Origin of the sequence: Streptomyces ortus, assembly GCF_026341275.1 — a bacterium.
Classification (GTDB): domain Bacteria; phylum Actinomycetota; class Actinomycetes; order Streptomycetales; family Streptomycetaceae; genus Streptomyces; species Streptomyces ortus.
Genome location: NZ_JAIFZO010000002.1, coordinates 5,336,271 through 5,355,264, shown reverse-complemented (window position 1 = coordinate 5,355,264; position 18,994 = coordinate 5,336,271). Strand labels below are relative to the sequence as shown.

Annotated in this window: 18 protein-coding genes and 1 riboswitch; of the genes, 6 read left to right on the top strand and 12 right to left on the bottom strand. The window is 70.2% G+C overall.

Features of this window, described 5'->3' with window-relative positions; genetic code table 11:
* Positions 1–113: 113 nt before the first annotated feature.
* A complete protein-coding gene (locus K3769_RS27085) occupies positions 114–650 on the top strand; it encodes a hypothetical protein (protein WP_267028890.1) in 537 nt (178 codons plus the stop codon).
* Between the two features lie 85 nt (positions 651–735).
* The gene (locus K3769_RS27080) at positions 736–1,026 is read left to right on the top strand and encodes a DUF6087 family protein (RefSeq protein WP_267028889.1); all 291 of its coding nucleotides are present in this window, start codon (positions 736–738) and stop codon (positions 1,024–1,026) included.
* A 685-nt stretch (positions 1,027–1,711) separates the two neighbouring features.
* Here the strand turns inward: K3769_RS27080 and K3769_RS27075 are convergent.
* The gene (locus tag K3769_RS27075; RefSeq protein ID WP_267028888.1) at positions 1,712–3,130 is read right to left on the bottom strand and encodes an RICIN domain-containing protein; all 1,419 of its coding nucleotides are present in this window, start codon (positions 3,128–3,130) and stop codon (positions 1,712–1,714) included.
* A gap of 191 nt (positions 3,131–3,321) precedes the next feature.
* Here K3769_RS27075 and K3769_RS27070 point away from each other — a divergent pair, with 191 nt between their 5' ends.
* The gene (locus K3769_RS27070; protein ID WP_267028887.1) at positions 3,322–4,038 is read left to right on the top strand and encodes a hypothetical protein; all 717 of its coding nucleotides are present in this window, start codon (positions 3,322–3,324) and stop codon (positions 4,036–4,038) included.
* Positions 4,039–4,100: 62 nt separating this feature from the next.
* Here K3769_RS27070 and K3769_RS27065 read toward each other — a convergent pair whose 3' ends face one another.
* Positions 4,101–5,102 (bottom strand): GlxA family transcriptional regulator, encoded by a 1,002-nt coding sequence (locus tag K3769_RS27065; protein WP_267028886.1) that lies wholly within the window; start codon positions 5,100–5,102, stop codon positions 4,101–4,103.
* A 163-nt stretch (positions 5,103–5,265) separates the two neighbouring features.
* On the opposite strand from K3769_RS27065, the gene K3769_RS27060 reads away from it, so the two are divergent.
* The gene (locus tag K3769_RS27060; protein ID WP_267028885.1) at positions 5,266–5,784 is read left to right on the top strand and encodes a protease; all 519 of its coding nucleotides are present in this window, start codon (positions 5,266–5,268) and stop codon (positions 5,782–5,784) included.
* A gap of 3 nt (positions 5,785–5,787) precedes the next feature.
* On the opposite strand, the gene K3769_RS27055 is transcribed toward K3769_RS27060, so the two are convergent.
* The 3 genes from K3769_RS27055 to K3769_RS27045 form a co-directional block, all read right to left on the bottom strand.
* On the bottom strand, positions 5,788–6,300 hold the full coding sequence (locus tag K3769_RS27055; RefSeq protein WP_267028884.1) for a hypothetical protein: 513 nt from the start codon (positions 6,298–6,300) through the stop codon (positions 5,788–5,790).
* Positions 6,301–6,417: 117 nt separating this feature from the next.
* A complete protein-coding gene (locus tag K3769_RS27050) occupies positions 6,418–7,890 on the bottom strand; it encodes an MFS transporter (RefSeq protein WP_267028883.1) in 1,473 nt (490 codons plus the stop codon).
* A gap of 249 nt (positions 7,891–8,139) precedes the next feature.
* Positions 8,140–9,537 (bottom strand): DUF445 domain-containing protein, encoded by a 1,398-nt coding sequence (locus K3769_RS27045; protein WP_372515040.1) that lies wholly within the window; start codon positions 9,535–9,537, stop codon positions 8,140–8,142.
* Between the two features lie 198 nt (positions 9,538–9,735).
* On the opposite strand from K3769_RS27045, the gene K3769_RS27040 reads away from it, so the two are divergent.
* A complete protein-coding gene (locus tag K3769_RS27040) occupies positions 9,736–11,058 on the top strand; it encodes an SGNH/GDSL hydrolase family protein (protein WP_267028881.1) in 1,323 nt (440 codons plus the stop codon).
* Between the two features lie 169 nt (positions 11,059–11,227).
* On the opposite strand, the gene K3769_RS27035 is transcribed toward K3769_RS27040, so the two are convergent.
* The 4 genes from K3769_RS27035 to K3769_RS27020 form a co-directional block, all read right to left on the bottom strand.
* Complete coding sequence (locus K3769_RS27035; protein ID WP_267028880.1) at positions 11,228–11,938, bottom strand: DUF1707 SHOCT-like domain-containing protein; 711 nt, start codon at positions 11,936–11,938, stop codon at positions 11,228–11,230.
* Between the two features lie 10 nt (positions 11,939–11,948).
* Entirely contained in the window at positions 11,949–12,959 is a 1,011-nt protein-coding gene (locus K3769_RS27030; RefSeq protein ID WP_267028879.1) for an ABC transporter ATP-binding protein, read from the bottom strand.
* A gap of 6 nt (positions 12,960–12,965) precedes the next feature.
* On the bottom strand, positions 12,966–13,769 hold the full coding sequence (locus K3769_RS27025) for an ABC transporter permease (RefSeq protein ID WP_267031562.1): 804 nt from the start codon (positions 13,767–13,769) through the stop codon (positions 12,966–12,968).
* An 85-nt stretch (positions 13,770–13,854) separates the two neighbouring features.
* On the bottom strand, positions 13,855–14,664 hold the full coding sequence (locus tag K3769_RS27020; protein WP_267031561.1) for an ABC transporter permease: 810 nt from the start codon (positions 14,662–14,664) through the stop codon (positions 13,855–13,857).
* Between the two features lie 198 nt (positions 14,665–14,862).
* Between K3769_RS27020 and K3769_RS27015 the strand changes: the two genes are divergently transcribed.
* Entirely contained in the window at positions 14,863–17,526 is a 2,664-nt protein-coding gene (locus K3769_RS27015) for a transglycosylase domain-containing protein (RefSeq protein ID WP_267028878.1), read from the top strand.
* A gap of 63 nt (positions 17,527–17,589) precedes the next feature.
* Here the strand turns inward: K3769_RS27015 and K3769_RS27010 are convergent, their stop codons facing one another.
* The 3 genes from K3769_RS27010 to K3769_RS27000 all read right to left on the bottom strand — a co-directional run bounded on the left by K3769_RS27010 (position 17,590) and on the right by K3769_RS27000 (position 18,880).
* Positions 17,590–17,910: a DMT family transporter gene (locus K3769_RS27010; protein ID WP_189775160.1), complete on the bottom strand. Its 321-nt coding sequence runs from the start codon at positions 17,908–17,910 to the stop codon at positions 17,590–17,592.
* A 28-nt stretch (positions 17,911–17,938) separates the two neighbouring features.
* A riboswitch (guanidine-III (ykkC-III) riboswitch) is annotated at positions 17,939–18,017 on the bottom strand.
* Between the two features lie 93 nt (positions 18,018–18,110).
* The gene (locus K3769_RS27005) at positions 18,111–18,413 is read right to left on the bottom strand and encodes a GroES family chaperonin (protein WP_052454563.1); all 303 of its coding nucleotides are present in this window, start codon (positions 18,411–18,413) and stop codon (positions 18,111–18,113) included.
* A 119-nt stretch (positions 18,414–18,532) separates the two neighbouring features.
* The gene (locus tag K3769_RS27000; RefSeq protein ID WP_267028876.1) at positions 18,533–18,880 is read right to left on the bottom strand and encodes a DUF3618 domain-containing protein; all 348 of its coding nucleotides are present in this window, start codon (positions 18,878–18,880) and stop codon (positions 18,533–18,535) included.
* Between the last annotated feature and the right edge of the window lie 114 nt (positions 18,881–18,994).

Sequence of the window (18,994 nt, the reverse complement as noted above, 5' to 3'; positions counted from 1 at the left end):
ATATTCCAGAGGCCAGGCGGATACGCGATAGGTCCATGGCCTACCAGCGTCGGCGTCAAGCGCCTCGGACCGTTACCGGTTGATGGCCGAGCCGATAGGTACCAGGGGACAACGTGGCGCTTGCTGAGCAACTGGTCACAGTGGGGGCTGTTCTGGCGGGTGCCGCGGGGTCCTACTTCACTACGCGGCTGACCGAGCGCGATCGGTTCGCGCGGGACCTTCGCGTGCGATGGGATGCGCATCGCCTCGACTCGTACGTCGCCTACGTGGCCGCCGTAAAGCACGTCAACCGATGCACCCAGCAGATATTTGGTCTGCAGTGGGACGGTGGCGATCCAGCAGCTCGGGAGCCGCTACTAGCCGAGATGAAGGCCGCCGAGGGCGATCGGTCACACGCCTTTGAGCAGGTGATCCTTCTAGGGGACGCGGGGACCGTACAAGCTGCACACGATCTCAATGAGCGGTTGTGGCAGTTGGAGCGGCCGGCTCGTGGCGTGGAAGAGATCACCGAGGACGTATGGCGCGAGCGCGCCAATGCGTGGTTGGTCGCGCTCAACAACTTTCACAGCAATGCTCGGCGGAATCTGGGGATCAGCGGTGAGCCCGCTCGACGTGATGTGGTGCCGCCGACTCGTGCTAGCGCGGATTAGCGACTGCGGTCGACGACGTACGGACCGGGGCGAAGGGCCTAGCCGCGCCCCGGCGACCACGATCGCGGCCTGAGAGGACCGAGGTATGGGCAAGCACAGCCGACCCGGACCGTCGAACCAGCCGTCGCGCGCCGTCCCATACGTGGACGCCGACAGTCCGTTCGCCGCATACGACAAGCGGCGGCGCCCGCCGATGGATATCAACCGGCGCCATCGGCCGACGCACGGCGGTGCCGGTCATCTCCGGCCCGACGAGCCGCGCGTTCTGGAGGAGTGGAACGGGTTCGCGTACGAGCCGGTCGGCACCGCCCTCGACCTCACAGCAGCCCAGGATTGGGTCAACGAACCTCAGGTCGGCGACGGCCCGGCAGCGTAACGACCTGTCGCGAAAGGCGTCGCGGCCCGCGGCCTGTGCGGTGCCGTCGACCGGAAACGCAGCAACCCCGCCGAAGCGGACAGCGCGGCTACGCTCGGCGTACCGGCTTGATCCGCTGCGATGGTGAGGAGCGCGCGCATGGACGATCATGGGGACGACTTCGGGGCGTGGGGTGCGGAGGGCGTCAACAACGCCGTGCAGCGGACCGATGACGAGTGGGCCGCGGTCGCGCGTTACGTTCGGCATGCGGCGAACAAGTTGGGGCCCCCGCTTCCGTTGTGTCTTCCCGGTGAGCCGCAGGAATGTGGGCGGACCGCTCAGCAGCATGTGTTGGCCTGGTCCGCGCATCTCAAGGCCGTCGCCCATCACCTCATGGAGTTGTCCACTCCGAGTGAGGACCGAGGGGCCTTCGCTGCCGGCCCGCTGTATCAGCGGCGGTTGGCTGCGGTGAGGGAGCAGAGCGCGGCGGCGTCTTTGTCTGCCAGTCGCTGAGCCCCGCGCCGGTGAGTGGTGCGGCGGTTCGGGGTGGGCCGCGCGCTTCTTGGCAGTGTCGTGGGGGTGGGGGGTTGGGCTGTGGGGCGGGTTTTCGGGGCGCGGGGGTCCTCGCGGGCACGCCCGGTCCGCTCAGCGGCTGCCGGACAGTGGGAGGGAGTGCTCGTCGGGTGGGGCGGTCGCCGGAAGCCGCTCAGCTCTTTGACGGGTGGATGATCTGCCACTCCTGGTCGTCCGTGTTGGTGCACGTGAAGAGCAGGAGGCGTACCTCGTCGGTGTTGTCTCGGTTTCCGCCCACCTCCAGGCACATGTGGTTGCTGGCGAAGTTGCGGATCCAGTACGAGCCGTTGTCCTGTTTGTCGGCCCACCAGAGCTGGTTGTTGTCCGTCGTGCCGACGCAGTCGGCCTCGGAGATCGCCGCGTGGATGGGCTGGGGGCCGACGCCCGGCAGGTCCATGCAGAACTGGTCCTTGACGTTGCGGATCTGGAAGAGGGCGGCGCCGCCGGGGCCGAGCTTCGGGTAGCGCACCTCAAGGTCCCAGAGCTGGTTGTCGTCGGCGGCCTCGTCGCACGTGAACTGCTGTACCCGGCCGTCCCTCTTGCCCTTGCCCTTGCCCGGGATGTCGGCGCACCTCTTGGTGGCGGTGTTCCGCAGGAGGACGTTCCTGGCGGGCACCACGCCCTTGGGCGCCGCCGTCTTCGTGGGCTTCGCCGCAGGCCCGCCTCCGCCGCCCGCGCCGTCGGAATTCTGCGCGGCCGGCGCGCTGGGATCCGCCTCCGCGGACGGGGCCTTCGGCGCCTCGGGGGTCGGTGAGGGGGAAGGAGCCAGCGTGCTGACGCCGGCCTCCTGGAGCTTCTCCGTGGCGGTGCTGCGGACGTTGGGCTTGTAGGCGATCCACAGCATCACGAAGGTGATCGCGAGTGCCATGAAGATGCCGAGGAAGGTGGCGAGCCAGCGCGGCAGGAAGCTTTTCTGGATGTACGTGCCTTCGACGTCCAGCGGGCCCACGCCGGACCGCTGCACGGCGAGTGTGTAGGGGCGGGACTCCTTCGATCCGAACCAGCTGATCTGGCGGGGCTTGAGCGTCGTCTTCACGAACGCCGCACGGCCCGGCTCGATCTGTACGTTCGACGGGTGGATGTCGTACGACAGCTGGTCGCCGTTGTCGCTGCCGCTCACCGACGCCGTCAGTTTCGTATTGCCCAGGTTGTCCACGGCCAGCTTGGGGCGTCCGCGGAAGCGGCCCTTCACGGTCGGCGGCACCAGCTCCGCCCGTATCTCCGTGAACGGGGTGATGGTGAGGTTGCCCTCGGGGACGGTGGTCGCCTCGGGGTGCTCGGTCGGCGTGATGCGTATCGCGTACGGATTCGGGCCCGCCGTCGCATCGGGTGTGCGCGGCGGCGCGAACGTCACGTCCACCGAACCCGTCGTACCCGGATACAGCCGCAGCGTCTGCGGTTCGACAACCGTCCAGGGCGCCAGGCCTCCGACCGCCTCGAAGCGGTATTCGTCGACGACGTCACCCGTGTTGCGAAGACGCAGCCGCACTGTCGTACTGCCACCCGGGTCCACGGTCGCGGAGGCGGGTTCGAGGGAAGTCCAAAGGCTCACTCTCGGACGCTATACGTATCGCCGGTGCCTGTTCAGGAAGCTCCGGGGCAGGGACGATGCCCGAAGGGGCAGGGACGGGCTGCCCGTGGTCCGCCGCGGATCCGGCCCCTTCCCCTTGCGTTTCCTACCGCTACCCGCGCCCGGAGGGGTGGTGCCCGGTCCGCTCGGGGATGATCTGTCCCATGGGGCACATGGGGCATGAGAAAGGGCGCCGGGCGGACAGGGACGACGCCCTGGCGTGGGACGAGCGGCTGGCCTGGGCGTACGGACTGATCTCGAAGAATCCGGCCGAGCGGGCCGTCGCACTCGATCACCTGGCGTCCGCCCAGAAGGCGACGGCGGAGGCTGTGGCGCGCTTCAACACGACGTTGATGTCGCTGCAGGAAGAGGGGGTGGAGGATCCGTACGAGGTTCCCGCTCTGCGGTCGGCGTGGGAGGAACGCCTGCGCGCCGGGGCCCGTTCGCTGCCCGACGGGGTGTGGCACAGCCTCGATCACGAGGACATCGCCGAGTGGCCGGGACTGCCCTACGCCCTGCTCTTCCTGGAGTGGGAGGCCCGGTATCCGGACGAGTGGACCCTCGCCGCCAAGGAGTGGGGGACGAAGGAGAAGCTCATCCGGGAGCTGGCCGTGGACTCCGTCGGGCGGGATCCGGTGGCCCGGACCAAGCTGATCGACCTGGTGGAGATCGTCGTGCGGCGCGCCTACCGCTGCAAGGACCGCGAGTACGTGCGTATCGCCCGGGTCGTCGACGGGCCTCCGCTGCGCGTCCGGCTGGAGGCGGCCCGGCGCTCGGAGAACCCCTGGGCGCAGTTGCACGCCGGGTACGTGCTGTGGCTGCTCGACCGGCCCGAGGTGCCCAACAGCGGCCGTGTCTGGCGTAACTGGCTGGCCGACGCGCGGCAGTGAGCCGCGGCAGACGGCGGCCACCTTTCCCTCGGCGCCGAGTGCCAGGCCGGGCCGCAGCCCGCTCAGCCGGTCGCGACCGTCGGGTGCGACGGACGGGCGAAGTCGGTGTCCGTGCCCTCCGGCGCTCCCCGGAACGCCCTCCGGTACGCCTGCGGGCTCGTCCCCACCACCCGCTTGAACCGGTCCCGGAAGGCGGTCGGCGAACCGAACCCCGCCTGCACCGCGATCCGTTCGACGGGATGGGACGTGTTCTCCAGGAGGTGCTGGGCCCTGCGCACCCGTGCCCGGTGCAGCCACTGCAGCGGTGTCGTGCCGGTCTGCTCGCGGAAACGGCGGTTGAGCGTACGGGCGCTGGTGCCGGCCCGGGCGGCGATGTCGTCCAGCGTCAGATCGCGGCCGGCGTTCTCCTCCAGCCAGTTCAGCAGGGGTTCCATCGTCGTGCCCGCCGGGGCCGGAGGCTGGGTGTGGACGATGAACTGGGCCTGCCCGCCCTCCCGTTCGAGCGGCATGACGGACATCCGGGCCGCGTGGGCGGCGACGGCCGAGCCGTAGTCCTTGCGGATCATGTGCAGGCACATGTCCATGGCCGCGGCGGCGCCCGCCGAGGTGAGGAACTGGCCGTTGTCGACGTAGAGGACGTTCGGGTCGACCTCCACCGCCGGGTGCAGGGCCGCCAGGTCCGCGGCGGCGATCCAGTGCGTGGTCGCCCGCCGGCCGTCGAGCAGCCCGGTGGCGGCGAAGATGAACGCGCCGACGCAGATCGAGGCGATGCGCGTGCCGTTCGCCGCTGCCGCGCGCAGGGCCTCGGCCACCCCGGGCGGCAGCGGGGAGGTCGGGTCGGTGGTGCCGGGCACGATGATCGTGTCCGCCTCGGCCAGCGCCTCAAGGCCGTACGGCGCCCGCACGGTGAACGCCCCCGCGCTCACCTCCTCGGCCGGTGAGCAGACCTTGATCCGGTAGGGCGCGCGGCCGTCGGGCAGCCGGGCCCAGTTGAAGGTGTCGATCGGAGCGGAGAGATCGAAGGGGATGACCTGGTCGAGCGCCAGTACGGCCACGGTGTGCATGGCGAAAGCATAGGGAGGCAACGGGTTCTGGCCAGTCCCTGGGGGCAGCTCTCCGAGCCCGGTTCGCCACCGTGAAGAGGATCGACCCGCCTGGCGAGAATCCGTTGAAGGCTGGCGACAGCGCCACTTCTGGGAGATCCGGTACGCCGCCTACCGTCCCCTGGTGACCAAGTTCCTCCTCGTTCTCCATGTCCTCGTCGCGATCGTCGCCGTCGGTCCCGTCACCGTCGCGGCCAGCATGTTCCCGCCCAGCGCCCGGCGGGCCCTCGCCGATCCGGACAACCCCCGGGCCACGGAGACCGTGCGCCTGCTGCACCGGATCTGCCGGGTGTACGCGGCCCTGGGCATCGCCGTTCCCGTCCTCGGCATGGCCACGGCTCTCAGCATGGGCGTGCTCTACGACACCTGGCTGATCGTCTCGATGGTCCTGACCGGGATCGCGGCGGCCGTCCTGCTGGCGCTGGTGCTGCCGCGTCAGGAGGAGATCATCGAAGCGGTGGGAGCCGGGGTGGGCGAGGCGGCTGGGACGTCCGGGGCGGCGGGGACGTCCGCGTCCGCCGCGGTCGCCGTGGACCCCCGGCTGACCGTGCGGCTCGCCATGTTCACCGGCATCTTCAACCTGCTCTGGGCCACCGTCACGATCCTCATGATCGTGCGGCCCGGTTCCACGACGGGCGCCTGACGCTCACGCCCGCTGCTGGTGCCGGCACTGGGGTGGACGGGCGAACATCAGCCCGTCCAGCGACTCCTCCGGGGCCTCCCTGAGCCGACGGCCCACGGACGTGGCGACGAGCACGCCCGCGGCGACGACGAGGGTGGCGGACGCCCAGATCAGCTGCCAGGGCCACCCTGGCGCACCGGGCACCCCCGTCGGCTCGGGCGGCTCGCCGTGCGTGTGGAACGAGAGGTACATGAGCGCGGCCGGGGGCACCGCCACCAGCAGCAGGGGCCAGGCGAGGGCGTCACGGTGGCCGAAGTAGACGGCCAGCAGGAGCAGCAGCACGGCCAGGGCCGTCACTTGGAGGACGGTCACCGGCGTCGCCTCCGTGGTCGAACCGGGTGACGCCGGATGGTCGCGCAGATCCCATGGGAGGCAGAGGAGGTACGCCGCCGAGGACAGGGCGGCACCCAGCAGGCGGGTCGGCCAGCGTTCCGTCCAGGGGCGCTTCGACAGCGGGCCCAGCAGCTTCTCGGTCATGGGAACAAAGGACCCTCTGTCGTACGCAGGACCGACAGAGTACGCGTACTCAGTTTTCGCTGGGCCCTGTTCGCAGGCCCCGTCCACAGGCCCCGTCCACAGGCCGGTCCGCGGGCCCTAGGAAGCCTTCGCCGTCGACAGGGGACTGGCGATGTCCTCCAGGGAACGGCCCTCCGCCCGCACCGCGAGCAGTGCCGCGACCAGGCCCGCCGCGCACATCAGGCCCGCGCCGATCTGGAAGGCGAGGACCGTGTCGCCGACGACACCCGTGCTGGTCAGCTCCGAGAAGATCAGCGGGCCGCTGATGCCGCCCGCCGCGGTGCCGACGGCGTAGAAGAAGGCGATGGCCATCGCGCGGGTCTCCATCGGGAAGATCTCGGAGACCGTCAGATACGCGCTGCTCGCGCCCGCCGAGGCGAAGAAGAGGACCACGCACCAGCAGGCGGTCAGGGTGGTCGCGGTCAGCGAGCCCCGGTCGAAGAGCCAGGCCGTACCGAAGAGCAGGAGGCCGGAGAGCAGATACGTGGACGAGATCATGATCCGGCGGCCCACGGTGTCGAAGAACTTGCCGAGGAGCAGCGGGCCCATGAAGTTGCCGACCGCGATGACGGCGAAGTAGTAACCGGTGCTGCCGGTCGGTACGTCGAAGAACTTGGTGAGGATCGCGCCGAAGCCGAAGGTGATCGCGTTGTAGAGGAACGCCTGCCCGATGAAGAGGGACAGGCCGAGGACGGCGCGCTTGCGGTACGTCGTGAAGACCGTGCGGGCGATCATGCCGAAGCCGATGCTCTTGCGCTGGTGGATGGTGATCTCACCCGCGGGCGGTGGGAGTTCGCGGCCGGTCTCCTCCTTGATCTGCCGTTCCGCTTCGGTGACCAGGCGTTCCGCCTCATCCCCCTTGCCGTGGATGAACAGCCATCGCGGGCTCTCGGGGACGTTGCGGCGTACGAGCAGGATCACCAGGCCGAGGACGACGCCGAGGACGAAGGTGAGGCGCCAGCCGACGTTCATCGCGAACAGGTCGGTGTTCAGCGCGACGATCGACAGGAGGGAGCCGGCGATCGCGCCCAGCCAGAAGCTGCCGTTGATGATCAGGTCGACGCGTCCGCGGTACTTCGAGGGGATCAGTTCGTCGATCGCCGAGTTGATGGCCGCGTACTCGCCGCCGATGCCGAAGCCGGTGAGGAAGCGGAAGAGGAGGAACCACCAGGTGGAGAAGGAGAGCGCCGTCATGGCGGTGGCCGCGAGGTAGACGGCGAGGGTGACCATGAACAGCTTGCGGCGGCCGAACTTGTCCGTGAGCCGGCCGAAGAACAGGGCGCCCGAGCAGGCTCCGGCCACGTACAGGGCCGCGGCGATGCCGGTGACCTGCGCGGCCGAGATGGGCAGTCCGCTGCCCTCCTCGGAGAGCCGGCCGGCGATGTTGCCGACCACGGTGACTTCGAGGCCGTCCAGGATCCAGACCGTGCCGAGGCCGATGACGATGGTCCAGTGCCAGCGTGACCAGGGCAGCCGGTCCAGTCGGGCGGGCACGGCGGTGGTGACTGCTCCGGTCTCCGCGGAACCGGCATCGGTGACGGTGACGGCCATGGCACCCCTCCTGTGGGCTCAGGGAACACACCCCGAGTTCCCCGATCCGCCGCGCTCTCACCTGCCGTTTCCCTGGCCGGGCGGGGGCTGCGGACCGGTGGGGGCTGATCGCGCCGTTCCCCGCGCCCCTGAAGGGCTCCGCCCTCCCCCAAGGCAAAAAGATTGCGCCGTTCCCCGCGCCCCTAGGAGGGGCTGCGCCCCCACCCTCAGGGGCGCGGGGAACGGCGCAATCTTTTGCTTTCAGGGGCCTCACGCCCCAAGCGCCCGGGACACCGTATAAATCAGCAGGCCCGCCAGCGAGCCGACAACCGTGCCGTTGATCCGGATGAACTGCAGGTCCCGCCCGATGTGCGCCTCGATCTTGCGAGACGTATGCTCCGCGTCCCACCCGGCGACCGTCTCGGTGATGAGCGAGGTGATCTCGTCCCGGTACGTCGTCACGACGTACACCGCCGCCCCCTCGACCCACCCGTCGACCTTGCTCTGCAGCCGCGCGTCCGTGGCCATCCGCGTCCCCAGCGACAGCAGCGACGCCCGCACACGCAACCGCAGCTCACTGCGCTCGTCCTCCGCCGCGGACACGATCATCCGCCGTACGGAGGACCACGTGGAGGCGATCAGGTCCTGGACCTCGCCGCGGCCGAGGACCTCGCGCTTGAGGTTCTCCACCCGCGCCCGGGTGTCGGTGTCGGACTGCAGGTCGGAGGCGAAGTCGGTGAGGAAGCGGTCGAGGGCACCGCGCGCCGGGTGCGCGGGCATGTCACGCATCTCGGTGACGAAACGCAGCAGCTCCTTGTAGACGCGCTCACCGACCCGCTTGTCGACGAACCGCGGGGTCCAGCCGGGCGCGCCGCCCTGTACGGCGTCCATCACCTGGTCGTTGTGGAGGACGAGCCAGTCGTGGGCGCGTACGCAGATCAGGTCGACGACCCGCCGGTGGCCGCCGTCCGCGACGACCTTCTCCAGCGTCTTCCCTATGCCGGGGGCGATCTCCTGGGCGTCGGCCCGCCGGTTGATGGCCTCGCCGACGACGGCCTGCACGTCGGAGTCCCGGAGCACCGCGAGGGCTCCCCTGAGCGCGGTGGCCAGCTCGTCGGTCACCCGGTCGGCGTGCTCGGGCCGGGCCAGCCAGGTGCCGAGCCGGCTGCCGATGCCGACGGCGCGCAGCCGCTGCCGTACGACGTCCTGGGAGAGGAAGTTCTCGCCGACGAACTCGCCCAGCGACACGCCGAGCTGGTCCTTCTTGGTCGGGATGATCGCGGTGTGCGGGATGGGCAGGCCCATCGGCCGCCGGAACAGCGCCGTGACGGCGAACCAGTCCGCGAGCGCGCCGACCATGCCGGCCTCGGCGGCGGCGGCCACGTAACCCGTCCAGGCGCCCGCGCCGGAGTTCCCGGCCCACTTGGCGAGTACGTAGACGAGGGCGACGAACAGCAGCAGTCCGGTCGCCGTGAGCTTCATGCGGCGGACGCCGCGGAACTTCTCCTCGTCGGCGGGGCTGAACGAGTTCATCGCGCGGCTCGGCGCGGCGCGGTCGGCCGTCTTCCCGGCCCCGGGGGCACTCGTGGGGTTCGCCACACCGCCGGGACGGGAAGGCCGCCCTTCCGGGCCCTTTTCCCCTGCTTCGTCCTCTTTCGTTCGTTCCATCCGCTCCATCCGTTCCCGGTCCCCCGTAAAGCATTGTTCCAACCTGACCGACTCCTGGAACGGAACAGGAGTTCCCCGCGTCTGTCCGGGCGGGGGAAATCGACGGGGTCCTGTCAGGCTCCTTCCGTGCCATGCCTCATCATGGGGTCATCACACCGGAGCTCCGGGCTCCCACTTTTCCGAGGAGATACGCACCGCATGACCAAGCGTCACGGTTATGCCTTGCTGGCCGCGATCGTCGCTGTGATCGTCGCCATTTCGACCGCCATATACGTCGGAGTCGCCGCCGACGACGGCGGGGAGACCACGGCCGTCGTCGGCGGCCGGACCCCGCAGAACTCGGCTGCCCCCGCCTCCGTCGGCACCTGGGTGGGCGCCTGGTCGGCGTCCCCCGCCGGCTCGGAGCCGGGCACCGAGGCGAACGGCATGGCGGGCCGCTCCGTACGCAACGTGGTGCACGTCGGCGTCGGCGGCACCGCGGCCCGGATCACCCTGTCCAACCTGTACGGGCAGCAGCCGCTCAGCATCACGCATGCCTCCGTCGCCGTCGCGGCCACCGCGAACAACGCCGCCGCAGCCGCCGACACGATGCGGCGCCTCACCTTCGGCGGCCGTCCCTCGGTGGTCGTGCCCGCCGGACAGCAGATCGTCAGCGACGCCGTACGGCTGCTGGTCCCGCACGACAGCGACGTACTGGTGACGACGTACTCGCCGACTCCGTCGGGACCCGTCACCTACCACCCGCAGGCACGGCAGATCTCGTACACCGCGGAGGGCGACCGCACCGAGGACGTCAGCGGCGTCGCGTACACCGGGCAGACGCCGTACTGGCGGTATCTGACCGCGCTGGACGTGCTGAGCAACGAGTCGCAGGGCACGGTCGTCGTCATCGGCGACTCGCTCACCGACGGCGTGACCTCGACCGTGGGCGCGAACCGGCGCTGGACGGACGTCCTCAACGAACGGCTGCACGCGGCCGGCTCGGACGGGCCCCGCTACAGCGTGGTCAACCAGGGCATCAGCGGCAACCGCGTCCTGACCAGCGGGCTCGGGCGGCCCGCCGAGAACCCGAGCGGGCTGGTCCGCTTCGACCGTGACGTGCTCGGCCGCACCAACGTCAAGGCGGTCGTGGTCGCCCTCGGCGTCAACGACATCCTGCGGACGCCGAACCAGACCGACGCGAACCGGATCGCCGACGGGCTGCGCGAGCTGCGGCGGCTGGCGCACGCGCGGGGGCTGCGGGTGGTCGGGGCCACGCTCATGCCGTTCCAGGGGCACCGGGGGTACCAGCCGCACCTGGAGGACACCCGGCAGGCCGTCAACGCCCTGATCCGCTCCGGCAAGGTCTTCGACGACTACGCGGACTTCGACGAGGCGCTCCGCGATCCGTACAACCCCCGGCGGCTGCGGTCCGACTACGACTCGGGGGACCACCTGCACCCCAGCGACAAGGGCTACAAGCGCATGGCGGAAATCTTCAACCCCAACACCCTGAAGGGCACACCCCCGGCCCAGCTGTAGCCCCGTTTTTCGGGGGCGCTTTCAGGGGCGCCTTCAGGGGCGCGGGGAACGGCGCAGTCTTTTCGCTTTTCGGGGCGCAGCCCCCAAGGGGCGCGGGGAACGGCGCAGTCTTTTGGTCTTCAGGCTTTCAGGGGCGCGGGGAACGGCGCAGTCTTTCGTCTGCACGCCCTCAGGACCGCGGCGAACGCCGCAACCTCTTCCGCTCCTCCCGCAGGCGGAGCCGCTCCGCCTTCGAGATCTTCCGCTCCACCCCCACCCCGCCCCAGAACGCGAACCCCGTCACGACGACCCGCGGAGCGCCCCGCTCCCCCGGCACGCCCTCCTGACCGTGGTCGAACCCGCCCATGACGCCGATCCCGCGGACCACGACCTCGACGCCCGGCGGCACCACCACGTTCAACCCGCCCATGACGGCGACGCAGTTGACCACCACCTCGCCGTCCGCGAAGTTCGCCTCGCGCAGGTCCACGACCCCGCCGCCCCAGAACGCGAAGCAGTCGAACCGCCGCGGCACGGTCCAGCGCCCCTTGCGTTCGAACCCCGACATGACCGCGACGCCCCACCGGGACGTCCCCTCGCCGCCGACGATCCGGCCCGCCCAGTCCCCCGTACCGACGGCGGACGCGGGCCGTTTGACCATCGACACGGCGGGAGCGGGGGCCACGACGCCGGCCGCGGGCAGATCCCGGGTGATCGGCTCCAACTCCCCGTACGTACGCGCCTTGTACGTGGCGTCCAGCCGCTCCTCGAACTCCGCCATGTCCAGGCGGCCCTCGGCGAGGGCGTCCCTCAGCACTTCGGCGACCTGTTCGCGATCGGCGTCGGAGGCCCGCAACTCGGGCAGTCCACCGGGGGTTTCGGCCGGGAGTTCGTCCGTCATGGAAAGCAGCCTACGAGGTTGCCTTCCCCGCGTACATGCGGCTGATGACCGCCTCGATGTCGGGTTCCCGTACCGACAGGTCGACCAGCGGATACTCCGCCGCGATCCGCGCGACCAGCGGCGCCGCCGACTGCGCCGCCGGGAAGGCGAGCCACTGCCGGGGCCCCTCGACCTTCACCACCCGCGCCGACTCCACGTCGATGGGCGGAAGTTCGCGCTCCAGGTCCACGACCAGCGTCCGCTCGCTCTCCCCGATCTCGTGCAGCCCGCTCAGCGGACCGTCGTACATCAGGCGTCCGTGGTCGATGACCATCACCCGCCGGCACAGCTGCTCGATGTCGGAGAGGTCGTGGGTCGTCAGGAGCACGGTCGTGCCGCGCTCGGCGTTGAGGTCCCGCAGGAACTCCCGCACCCGCACCTTGCTGACCACGTCGAGCCCGATCGTCGGCTCGTCCAGGTACAGCACCTCGGGGTCGTGCAGCAGCGCCGCCGCGATGTCCCCGCGCATCCGCTGCCCGAGCGAGAGCTGCCGTACGGGCACGTCCAGCAGTTCGCCCAGTTCGAGCAGCTCCACACACCGGTCGAGGTTCTCCGCGTACCGCGCGTCCGGGATCCGGTACATGCGGTGCATCAGCCGGTACGAGTCGATCAGCGGGAGGTCCCACCACAGGGTGGTCCGCTGCCCGAACACCACGCCGATGCGCTGCGCGAGCCGGGTGCGTTCCCGGGAGGGGTCGATGCCCGCGACGCGCAGACGGCCGCCGCTGGGTGTGAGGATGCCGGTGAGCATCTTGATGGTGGTGGACTTCCCCGCGCCGTTCGGCCCGATGTAGCCGACCATCTCGCCGCGCGAGACGGTGAAGGAGATCGAGTCGACCGCCCGCACCTGCCGCCGCTCACTGCGCAGGAAGCCGGTCTTCTTGCGTACGTCGAAGACCTTCTCGACGCCGTCGAGGCGGATGAAGTCGGTGTCCGCGCGACGCGGGTCCACGTGCGTGTCGTTCTTGTGCGTGGCGTTCATGTGCGGCTAGCTCCCCGTGCTCCGGTACGAACGAAGGCCCGTCCGCCACGCGAGACCCGCGAGCCCGCAGCAGACGACGGCCACGAGTGGTGACAGGAACGCGACCCACTCCGGCAGGTCGAGCGGATAGGGCAACCCGAGCACGTACAGCGCGGGCAGCCAGTTGACGAAGGCCAGCGGCAGGACGAAGGTCACCCCGCGCACCAGGTCCTTCGCGAAGACGGTCGGCGGATACTGCAGCAGCGTGGTGCCGCCGTACGTGAACGCGCTCTGCACCTGGGCCGCGTCCTGCGCCACGAACTGGAAGGCGCCGCCCGCCACGAACACCGCCGCGAAGATGCCCGCCCCGCTGACCACCATCACCGGCATCAGCAGCACCTTCAGCGGGGTCCACTCGATGTCGACGACGGCGAGCGCGTACCCGAGGACCAGCAGCCCCTGCGTGATCCGGCCGAGCCGGCGCAGCGCGAACCGGTCCGCCGCGACCTGCGCGAGCACCGGCGCGGGGCGTACGAGCAGGGTGTCGAACGTGCCGTCCCGCACCCGCTGCCCGAGCCGCTCCATCGAGCCGAGCGTCAGATCGGCGAGACCGAACGCCGCGCTGGACAGCCCGTACAGGAACGCCACCTCGCCGAACGAGTAGCCGCCCAGTTCGTCGACCCGCGAGAACATCAGCAGGATCGCGACGAAGTCGAGCACGGTCCCGGCGAAGTTGCCGAAGAGGGTCATCGCGAACGACGCGCGGTACGCCATCGTCGAGCGGATCCACATCCAGGCGATCAGCCGGTAGGCCCGCAGCCCGTCCAGCAGCCTCGACCCGCCCGCCGGCGCGAACCCGGAGCCGGAGCCGGTATCACGGCCTGAACCGGGTCCTGGCCCCGGTTTCTCCCGTACGTCAGCCACCCTGGACCACCACCCTGCGCGTCGCCGCCGACTGGACCAGACGTCCCACCGCCAGCAGCCCGACGGCCCAGGCGGCCTGGAAGGCGTACGTCCGCAGCAGTGCGAGGCCCGTGCGCTCCCCCAGCAGCACGTCCGCCGGGGCCTGCATCAGCGCCGACCAGGGCAGTGCGCGGGCCAGTTCGCCCAGCGCGCCAGGGAAGGCGTTCAGCGGGAGCGTCATCCCGGAGAAGAAGATCCCCGCGAGCACGGCCAGTTGCTGCACCCCGGCCCCGTCCATGAACCAGAACGCCGCCAGCGCCACGAGATAGCGGAGCGCGAAACTCACCAGGATCCCGAGCAGCACGGTGACGATGAACGCCAGCCAGGTCCCGGCGTCGGACGGCAGCGCGAGCTGGAAGACGAGCCCGCCGAAGACCATCGGCAGCACCCCGCGCCCCAGCAACTGGAACGCGGCCCGCCCCAGGTCCGCCGCCAGCCACCAGGCCTGGAGGTCCGCGGGCCGGTAGAGGTCGACCGCGATGTCACCCGTACGGATTCTCTCGATCAGTTCGTCCTCGAAGCCGCCGCCCAGCACCGCGACCACCGCCAGCAGCCCCTGCCCGACCCACACGTACGTCACCGCCTGGGCCTGGTCGTAGCCGCCGAGACCGGGTCTCTCGTCCCACAGCGCGATGTACGTGTACGCAAGGATCAGCCCGAAGACCGTGTTGGTGAACACGCCCGCGGCGGTGGCCACCCGATAGGTCGCGTACCGCCGGAAGCCGCCCACCGCCACGGCCGCGTACAGCCTCCAAGCCCGCACCACGAACCCTCTCCAGCCGTTCTGAGCCAAAGCGCTGGAGCCTAGTCCCGGTCCGGTACCGCGTGCCAGCCATTTTCTCCTGGGACGCGTGCCACGCACCGGGAACGATTCACCGGGTGGGACAGTCTTCAAGGGAGGGCGCAGCAGGCGTACGAGGGCGTACCAGATGTACGACGTGAAACGGGAGCACGGCAGAAGATGAACGACCAGCCGCAGCAGCCGAGCGAGGGCTGGGCACCGAGGGACCCCGACTCCGCGTCGGACACACCCGGCAAGGCGTCGAAAACGGCACCGGACACCGGGCCGGACCCCGCGCCGGACACGGCACGGGACACGGGACCGGACAAGGCGCCGGCCGCATCGGCCGCTTCGGGCGGATCGGGCGGGCCGGGCGGATCGGGCCGATCGGGCCGATCGGGTGAGACGCAGGAGGTACCGGTCGCGTCGGACGGGACGACGGACGCACCGGACGACCCGGACGCACAGGACGAGCCGGCGGACGCGCGGGACGGCACCACGAAGACCAAGAAGGCCAAGAAGACCAAGCGGCCCAAGCGCACCGGCTGGAAGCGGCTGATCCCGACCTGGCGGATGGTGCTCGGCACGTTCGTCGGCGTGATCCTGCTGATCGTCGGCGTCTTCGCGCTCGGCTACTACCTGGTGCAGATCCCGTCGGCGAACGCGACCGCGATCAAGCAGAGCAACGTCTACCTGTACGCGGACGGCAGCCAGCTCGCCCGCGACGGCGAGGTCAACCGCGAGAACGTGGACCTCTCCCTGATCTCCAAGGACGCCCAGCACGCGGTGCTCGCCGCCGAGGACCGCGACTTCTACACCGAGTCCGCGGTCGACCCCAAGGCGATGCTCCGCGCCGGCTGGAACACCGCCACCGGCAAGGGCAAGCAGTCCGGTTCGACGATCACCCAGCAGTACGTGAAGAACTACTACCTGGCTCAGGAGCAGACGGTCACGCGGAAGGTGAAGGAGTTCTTCATCTCCATCAAGCTGGACCGCGAGAAGAGCAAGGACGACATCCTTGAGGGCTACCTGAACACCAGCTACTTCGGCCGCAACGCGTACGGCATCCAGGCCGCCGCCCAGGCCTACTACGGCGTCGACGCCAAGAGCCTGTCGGCCGGGCAGGGCGCCTACCTGGCGGCGCTCCTGAACGCGCCGAGCGAGTACGACGTGGTCGCGCACCCCGAGAACAAGCCGGCCGCGCTCGCCCGCTGGAACTACGTTCTCGACGGCATGGTCAAGAAGAAGTGGATCAGCGAGTCGGACCGGGCCGGCGTCAAGTTCCCCGCGCCCAAGGAGACGGTGGTCGCGGCCGGCATGTCGGGCCAGCGCGGCTACATCGTCAAGGCCGTCAACGACTACCTCGCCGACAACAAGATCCTCAGTGAGGACGCGCTGAACGCGGGCGGCTACCGCATCACGACCACCCTGCAGAAGCCCAAGCAGGACGCCTTCGTGAAGGCCGTCGACGACCAGGTGATGGACGAACTCGACAAGAAGAACCGCAAGGTCGACAACTACGTCCGCGCGGGCGGCGCCTCCATCGACCCGAAGACCGGCAAGGTCCTCGCGATGTACGGAGGCATCGACTACACGAAGCAGTACTACAACAACGCCACGCGCCGGGACTACCAGGTCGGCTCCATCTTCAAGCCGTTCGTGTTCACCTCGGCCGTGCAGAACGACTCGGTCACCCAGGACGGCCGCACGATCACCCCGAACACCGTCTACGACGGCACGAACAAGCGGCCCGTGCAGGGCTGGGACGGCGGCACGTACGCCCCGGAGAACGAGGACCAGGTCTCGTACGGCCAGATCCCGGTCCGTACCGCCACCGACAAGTCCGTGAACTCGGTGTACGCGCAGATGGCCGTGGACGTCGGCTCCGCGAAGGTCGAGCGGACCGCGGTCGACCTCGGCGTCCCGGCCGACACCCCCGACCTGAACGCGTCCCCGTCCATCGCGCTCGGCACCGCCACCGCGAGTGTCCTGGACATGGCGGAGGCGTACGCGACCCTCGCCAACCACGGCAAGCACGGCACGTACACGATGATCGAGAAGGTCACCAAGGACGGCTCCGAGGACGTGAAGCTGCCGGACGAGAAGACCGAGCAGGCCGTCAGCCGGGAGTCCGCCGACACGACGACCTCGATCCTGCAGAGCGTCGTCGAGGGCGGCACGGGTACGGCGGCGAAGGCCGCCGGGCGCCCCGTGGCGGGCAAGACGGGCACCGCCGAGGACGACAAGGCGGCCTGGTTCGCGGGCTACACCCCGAACCTCGCCACGGTCGTCGCCGTGATGGGCCAGGACCCCGACACCGGCGCCCACAAGTCGCTGTACGGGGCGCTCGGACAGGCGCGTATCAACGGCGGCGGGTACCCGGCGCAGATCTGGGCCCAGTACACGAAGGCCGCGCTGAAGGGGGTCGCGGTCAAGGACTTCGACCTGAACCTCCAGGACGGCGCCGACGAGCAGGAACTCCCGCCGCCCGACTCCGACGAGGACGCGACGACCGGCACCGACGGGGGCACCACCGGGGACGGCGGCACGACCACCGGCGGCGAGGAGACCCCGGCCACCGAGGGCCAGGACAACGGCGGCACCACGGGCGACGGGGGCACCACCGACACCGGCGGTACGACCACCGGCGGCGGAGGCACCACCACGGACGGCGGCACCACCGGCACCGGCGGCGGTACGACCACCGGCGGCGGAGGCACGACGACGGACGGCGGCACCACCGGCACGGGCGGCCCGACGACCGGCGGCGGCACGACCGACGGCGGGACGACGACGGAGGGCACGGACGGCAGCACGGGAACGACGTTCGGCGACTTCCCGTAACCGGCTGCTGGGGCCTGCCAGGTAGGCCCCAGCAGGCCGGCAGGCACCGGTGGCCGGCAGGCCCTAGTGGCCGGAGGTCGCCTTCAGGCCGACCACGGCCACCAGCAGCAGGCAGACGAAGAAGATGCGGGCGGCGGTCGTCGGTTCACCGAGGACCGCCATGCCGTACACCGCGGCCCCGGCCGCGCCGATGCCCACCCAGACGCCGTACGCGGTACCGATGGGCAGCGTCTTCGCCGCGTACGACAGCAGCAGCATGCTGGCGACGATGCCGGCGCCGGTGAGCACGCTGGGCACGAGCCGCGTGAACCCCTCGGTGTACTTCATACCGACCGACCAGCCGACTTCGAGCAGACCGGCGACGACGAGCAGGACCCAGGCCATCAGGCACCTCCGTGAAGGAATCAACAGGGGTGCGTCGTCTTTGCGTGCGGTCTTCCGACTCTCCCGGTACGGCGCGTCTCGTCGGGATGCCTAAAAGGTAGCAAGGGCGGTGGGGTGGAGGGCCGGTCACAACCGGAAGGGGCTGGTGACGATGGTCACCAGCCCCTTCCTTGCAGCGCTTCCGCCGTGTCCAGAGGTGTCTAGAGGTACAAGCCCGTGGAGTCCTCGGACCCCTCGAACCGGTCCGCGGCGACGGCGTGCAGATCCCGCTCGCGCATCAGCACGTACGCGGTGCCGCGCACCTCGACCTCGGCGCGGTCCTCCGGGTCGTACAGCACCCGGTCGCCCGGCTCCACCGTCCGTACGTTCTGCCCGACCGCCACGACCTCGGCCCAGGCGAGCCGCCGGCCCACCGCCGCGGTCGCGGGGATCAGGATGCCGCCGCCCGACCGGCGTTCGCCCTCGGCGGCGTCCTGCCGCACGAGCACGCGGTCGTGCAGCATCCGGATGGGCAGCTTGTCGTGCGGGCTGCTGGGCTCAGTCCTCTTGGCGCTCACGGTCCGAATTTACCTGCCTTCGCGCCACTCGTACGCGGGTGGGGTACGGAAGGGTTCGGCCCGGTTCAGCGCCTGCGGCGCTTGGCGCGCCGCGGGCCCAGGGTGAGCAGTCCGACGACGCCGACCACCACGAGGGCCACAGGCACGATGCGGTCCAGCCGCGGCTGCCCGTCCTCCGTGACGAACTGGCCCTTCACATCGTCGACGACGCGGTTGACGCCGACGTAGGCACGTCCGAGGGTGTGGTCGACGCTGGACGCCACCTTGGCCTTGGCATCCCCGACGATGGTCTTCGGGTGCACCCGCACACCGATCTCGTCGAGCGTCTCGGCGAGGGTTTCGCGACGGCGTTTGATGTCCGCCTCGATCTGCGCCGGAGTCCTGGTGTCCGGCGTGCTCGACGTGTCAGACACGCGCTGCCTCCGTGGTCGTGGTCGTTGCGTTTCCTTGGCCTGTTCCTGTCGGCCGTGTCTCTGGTCGACAGTCTGTCAGCTTCACCCGCCGGTCACCGCTCGGCACCCCCATTA

What these genes read in the sequence shown, in the direction of transcription:
- K3769_RS27080 (WP_267028889.1), top strand. Translation starts at nt 736, where the DNA reads ATGGGCAAGCACAGCCGACCCGGACCGTCGAACCAGCCGTCGCGCGCC.
- K3769_RS27070 (WP_267028887.1), top strand. Translation starts at nt 3,322, where the DNA reads ATGGGGCATGAGAAAGGGCGCCGGGCGGACAGGGACGACGCCCTGGCG.
- K3769_RS27065 (WP_267028886.1), bottom strand. Translation starts at nt 5,102, where the DNA reads ATGCACACCGTGGCCGTACTGGCGCTCGACCAGGTCATCCCCTTCGAT.
- K3769_RS27055 (WP_267028884.1), bottom strand. Translation starts at nt 6,300, where the DNA reads ATGACCGAGAAGCTGCTGGGCCCGCTGTCGAAGCGCCCCTGGACGGAA.
- K3769_RS27050 (WP_267028883.1), bottom strand. Translation starts at nt 7,890, where the DNA reads ATGGCCGTCACCGTCACCGATGCCGGTTCCGCGGAGACCGGAGCAGTC.
- K3769_RS27045 (WP_372515040.1), bottom strand. Translation starts at nt 9,537, where the DNA reads ATGGAACGAACGAAAGAGGACGAAGCAGGGGAAAAGGGCCCGGAAGGG.
- K3769_RS27040 (WP_267028881.1), top strand. Translation starts at nt 9,736, where the DNA reads ATGACCAAGCGTCACGGTTATGCCTTGCTGGCCGCGATCGTCGCTGTG.
- K3769_RS27035 (WP_267028880.1), bottom strand. Translation starts at nt 11,938, where the DNA reads ATGACGGACGAACTCCCGGCCGAAACCCCCGGTGGACTGCCCGAGTTG.
- K3769_RS27030 (WP_267028879.1), bottom strand. Translation starts at nt 12,959, where the DNA reads ATGAACGCCACGCACAAGAACGACACGCACGTGGACCCGCGTCGCGCG.
- K3769_RS27015 (WP_267028878.1), top strand. Translation starts at nt 14,863, where the DNA reads ATGAACGACCAGCCGCAGCAGCCGAGCGAGGGCTGGGCACCGAGGGAC.
- K3769_RS27010 (WP_189775160.1), bottom strand. Translation starts at nt 17,910, where the DNA reads ATGGCCTGGGTCCTGCTCGTCGTCGCCGGTCTGCTCGAAGTCGGCTGG.
- K3769_RS27005 (WP_052454563.1), bottom strand. Translation starts at nt 18,413, where the DNA reads ATGCTGCACGACCGCGTGCTCGTGCGGCAGGACGCCGCCGAGGGCGAA.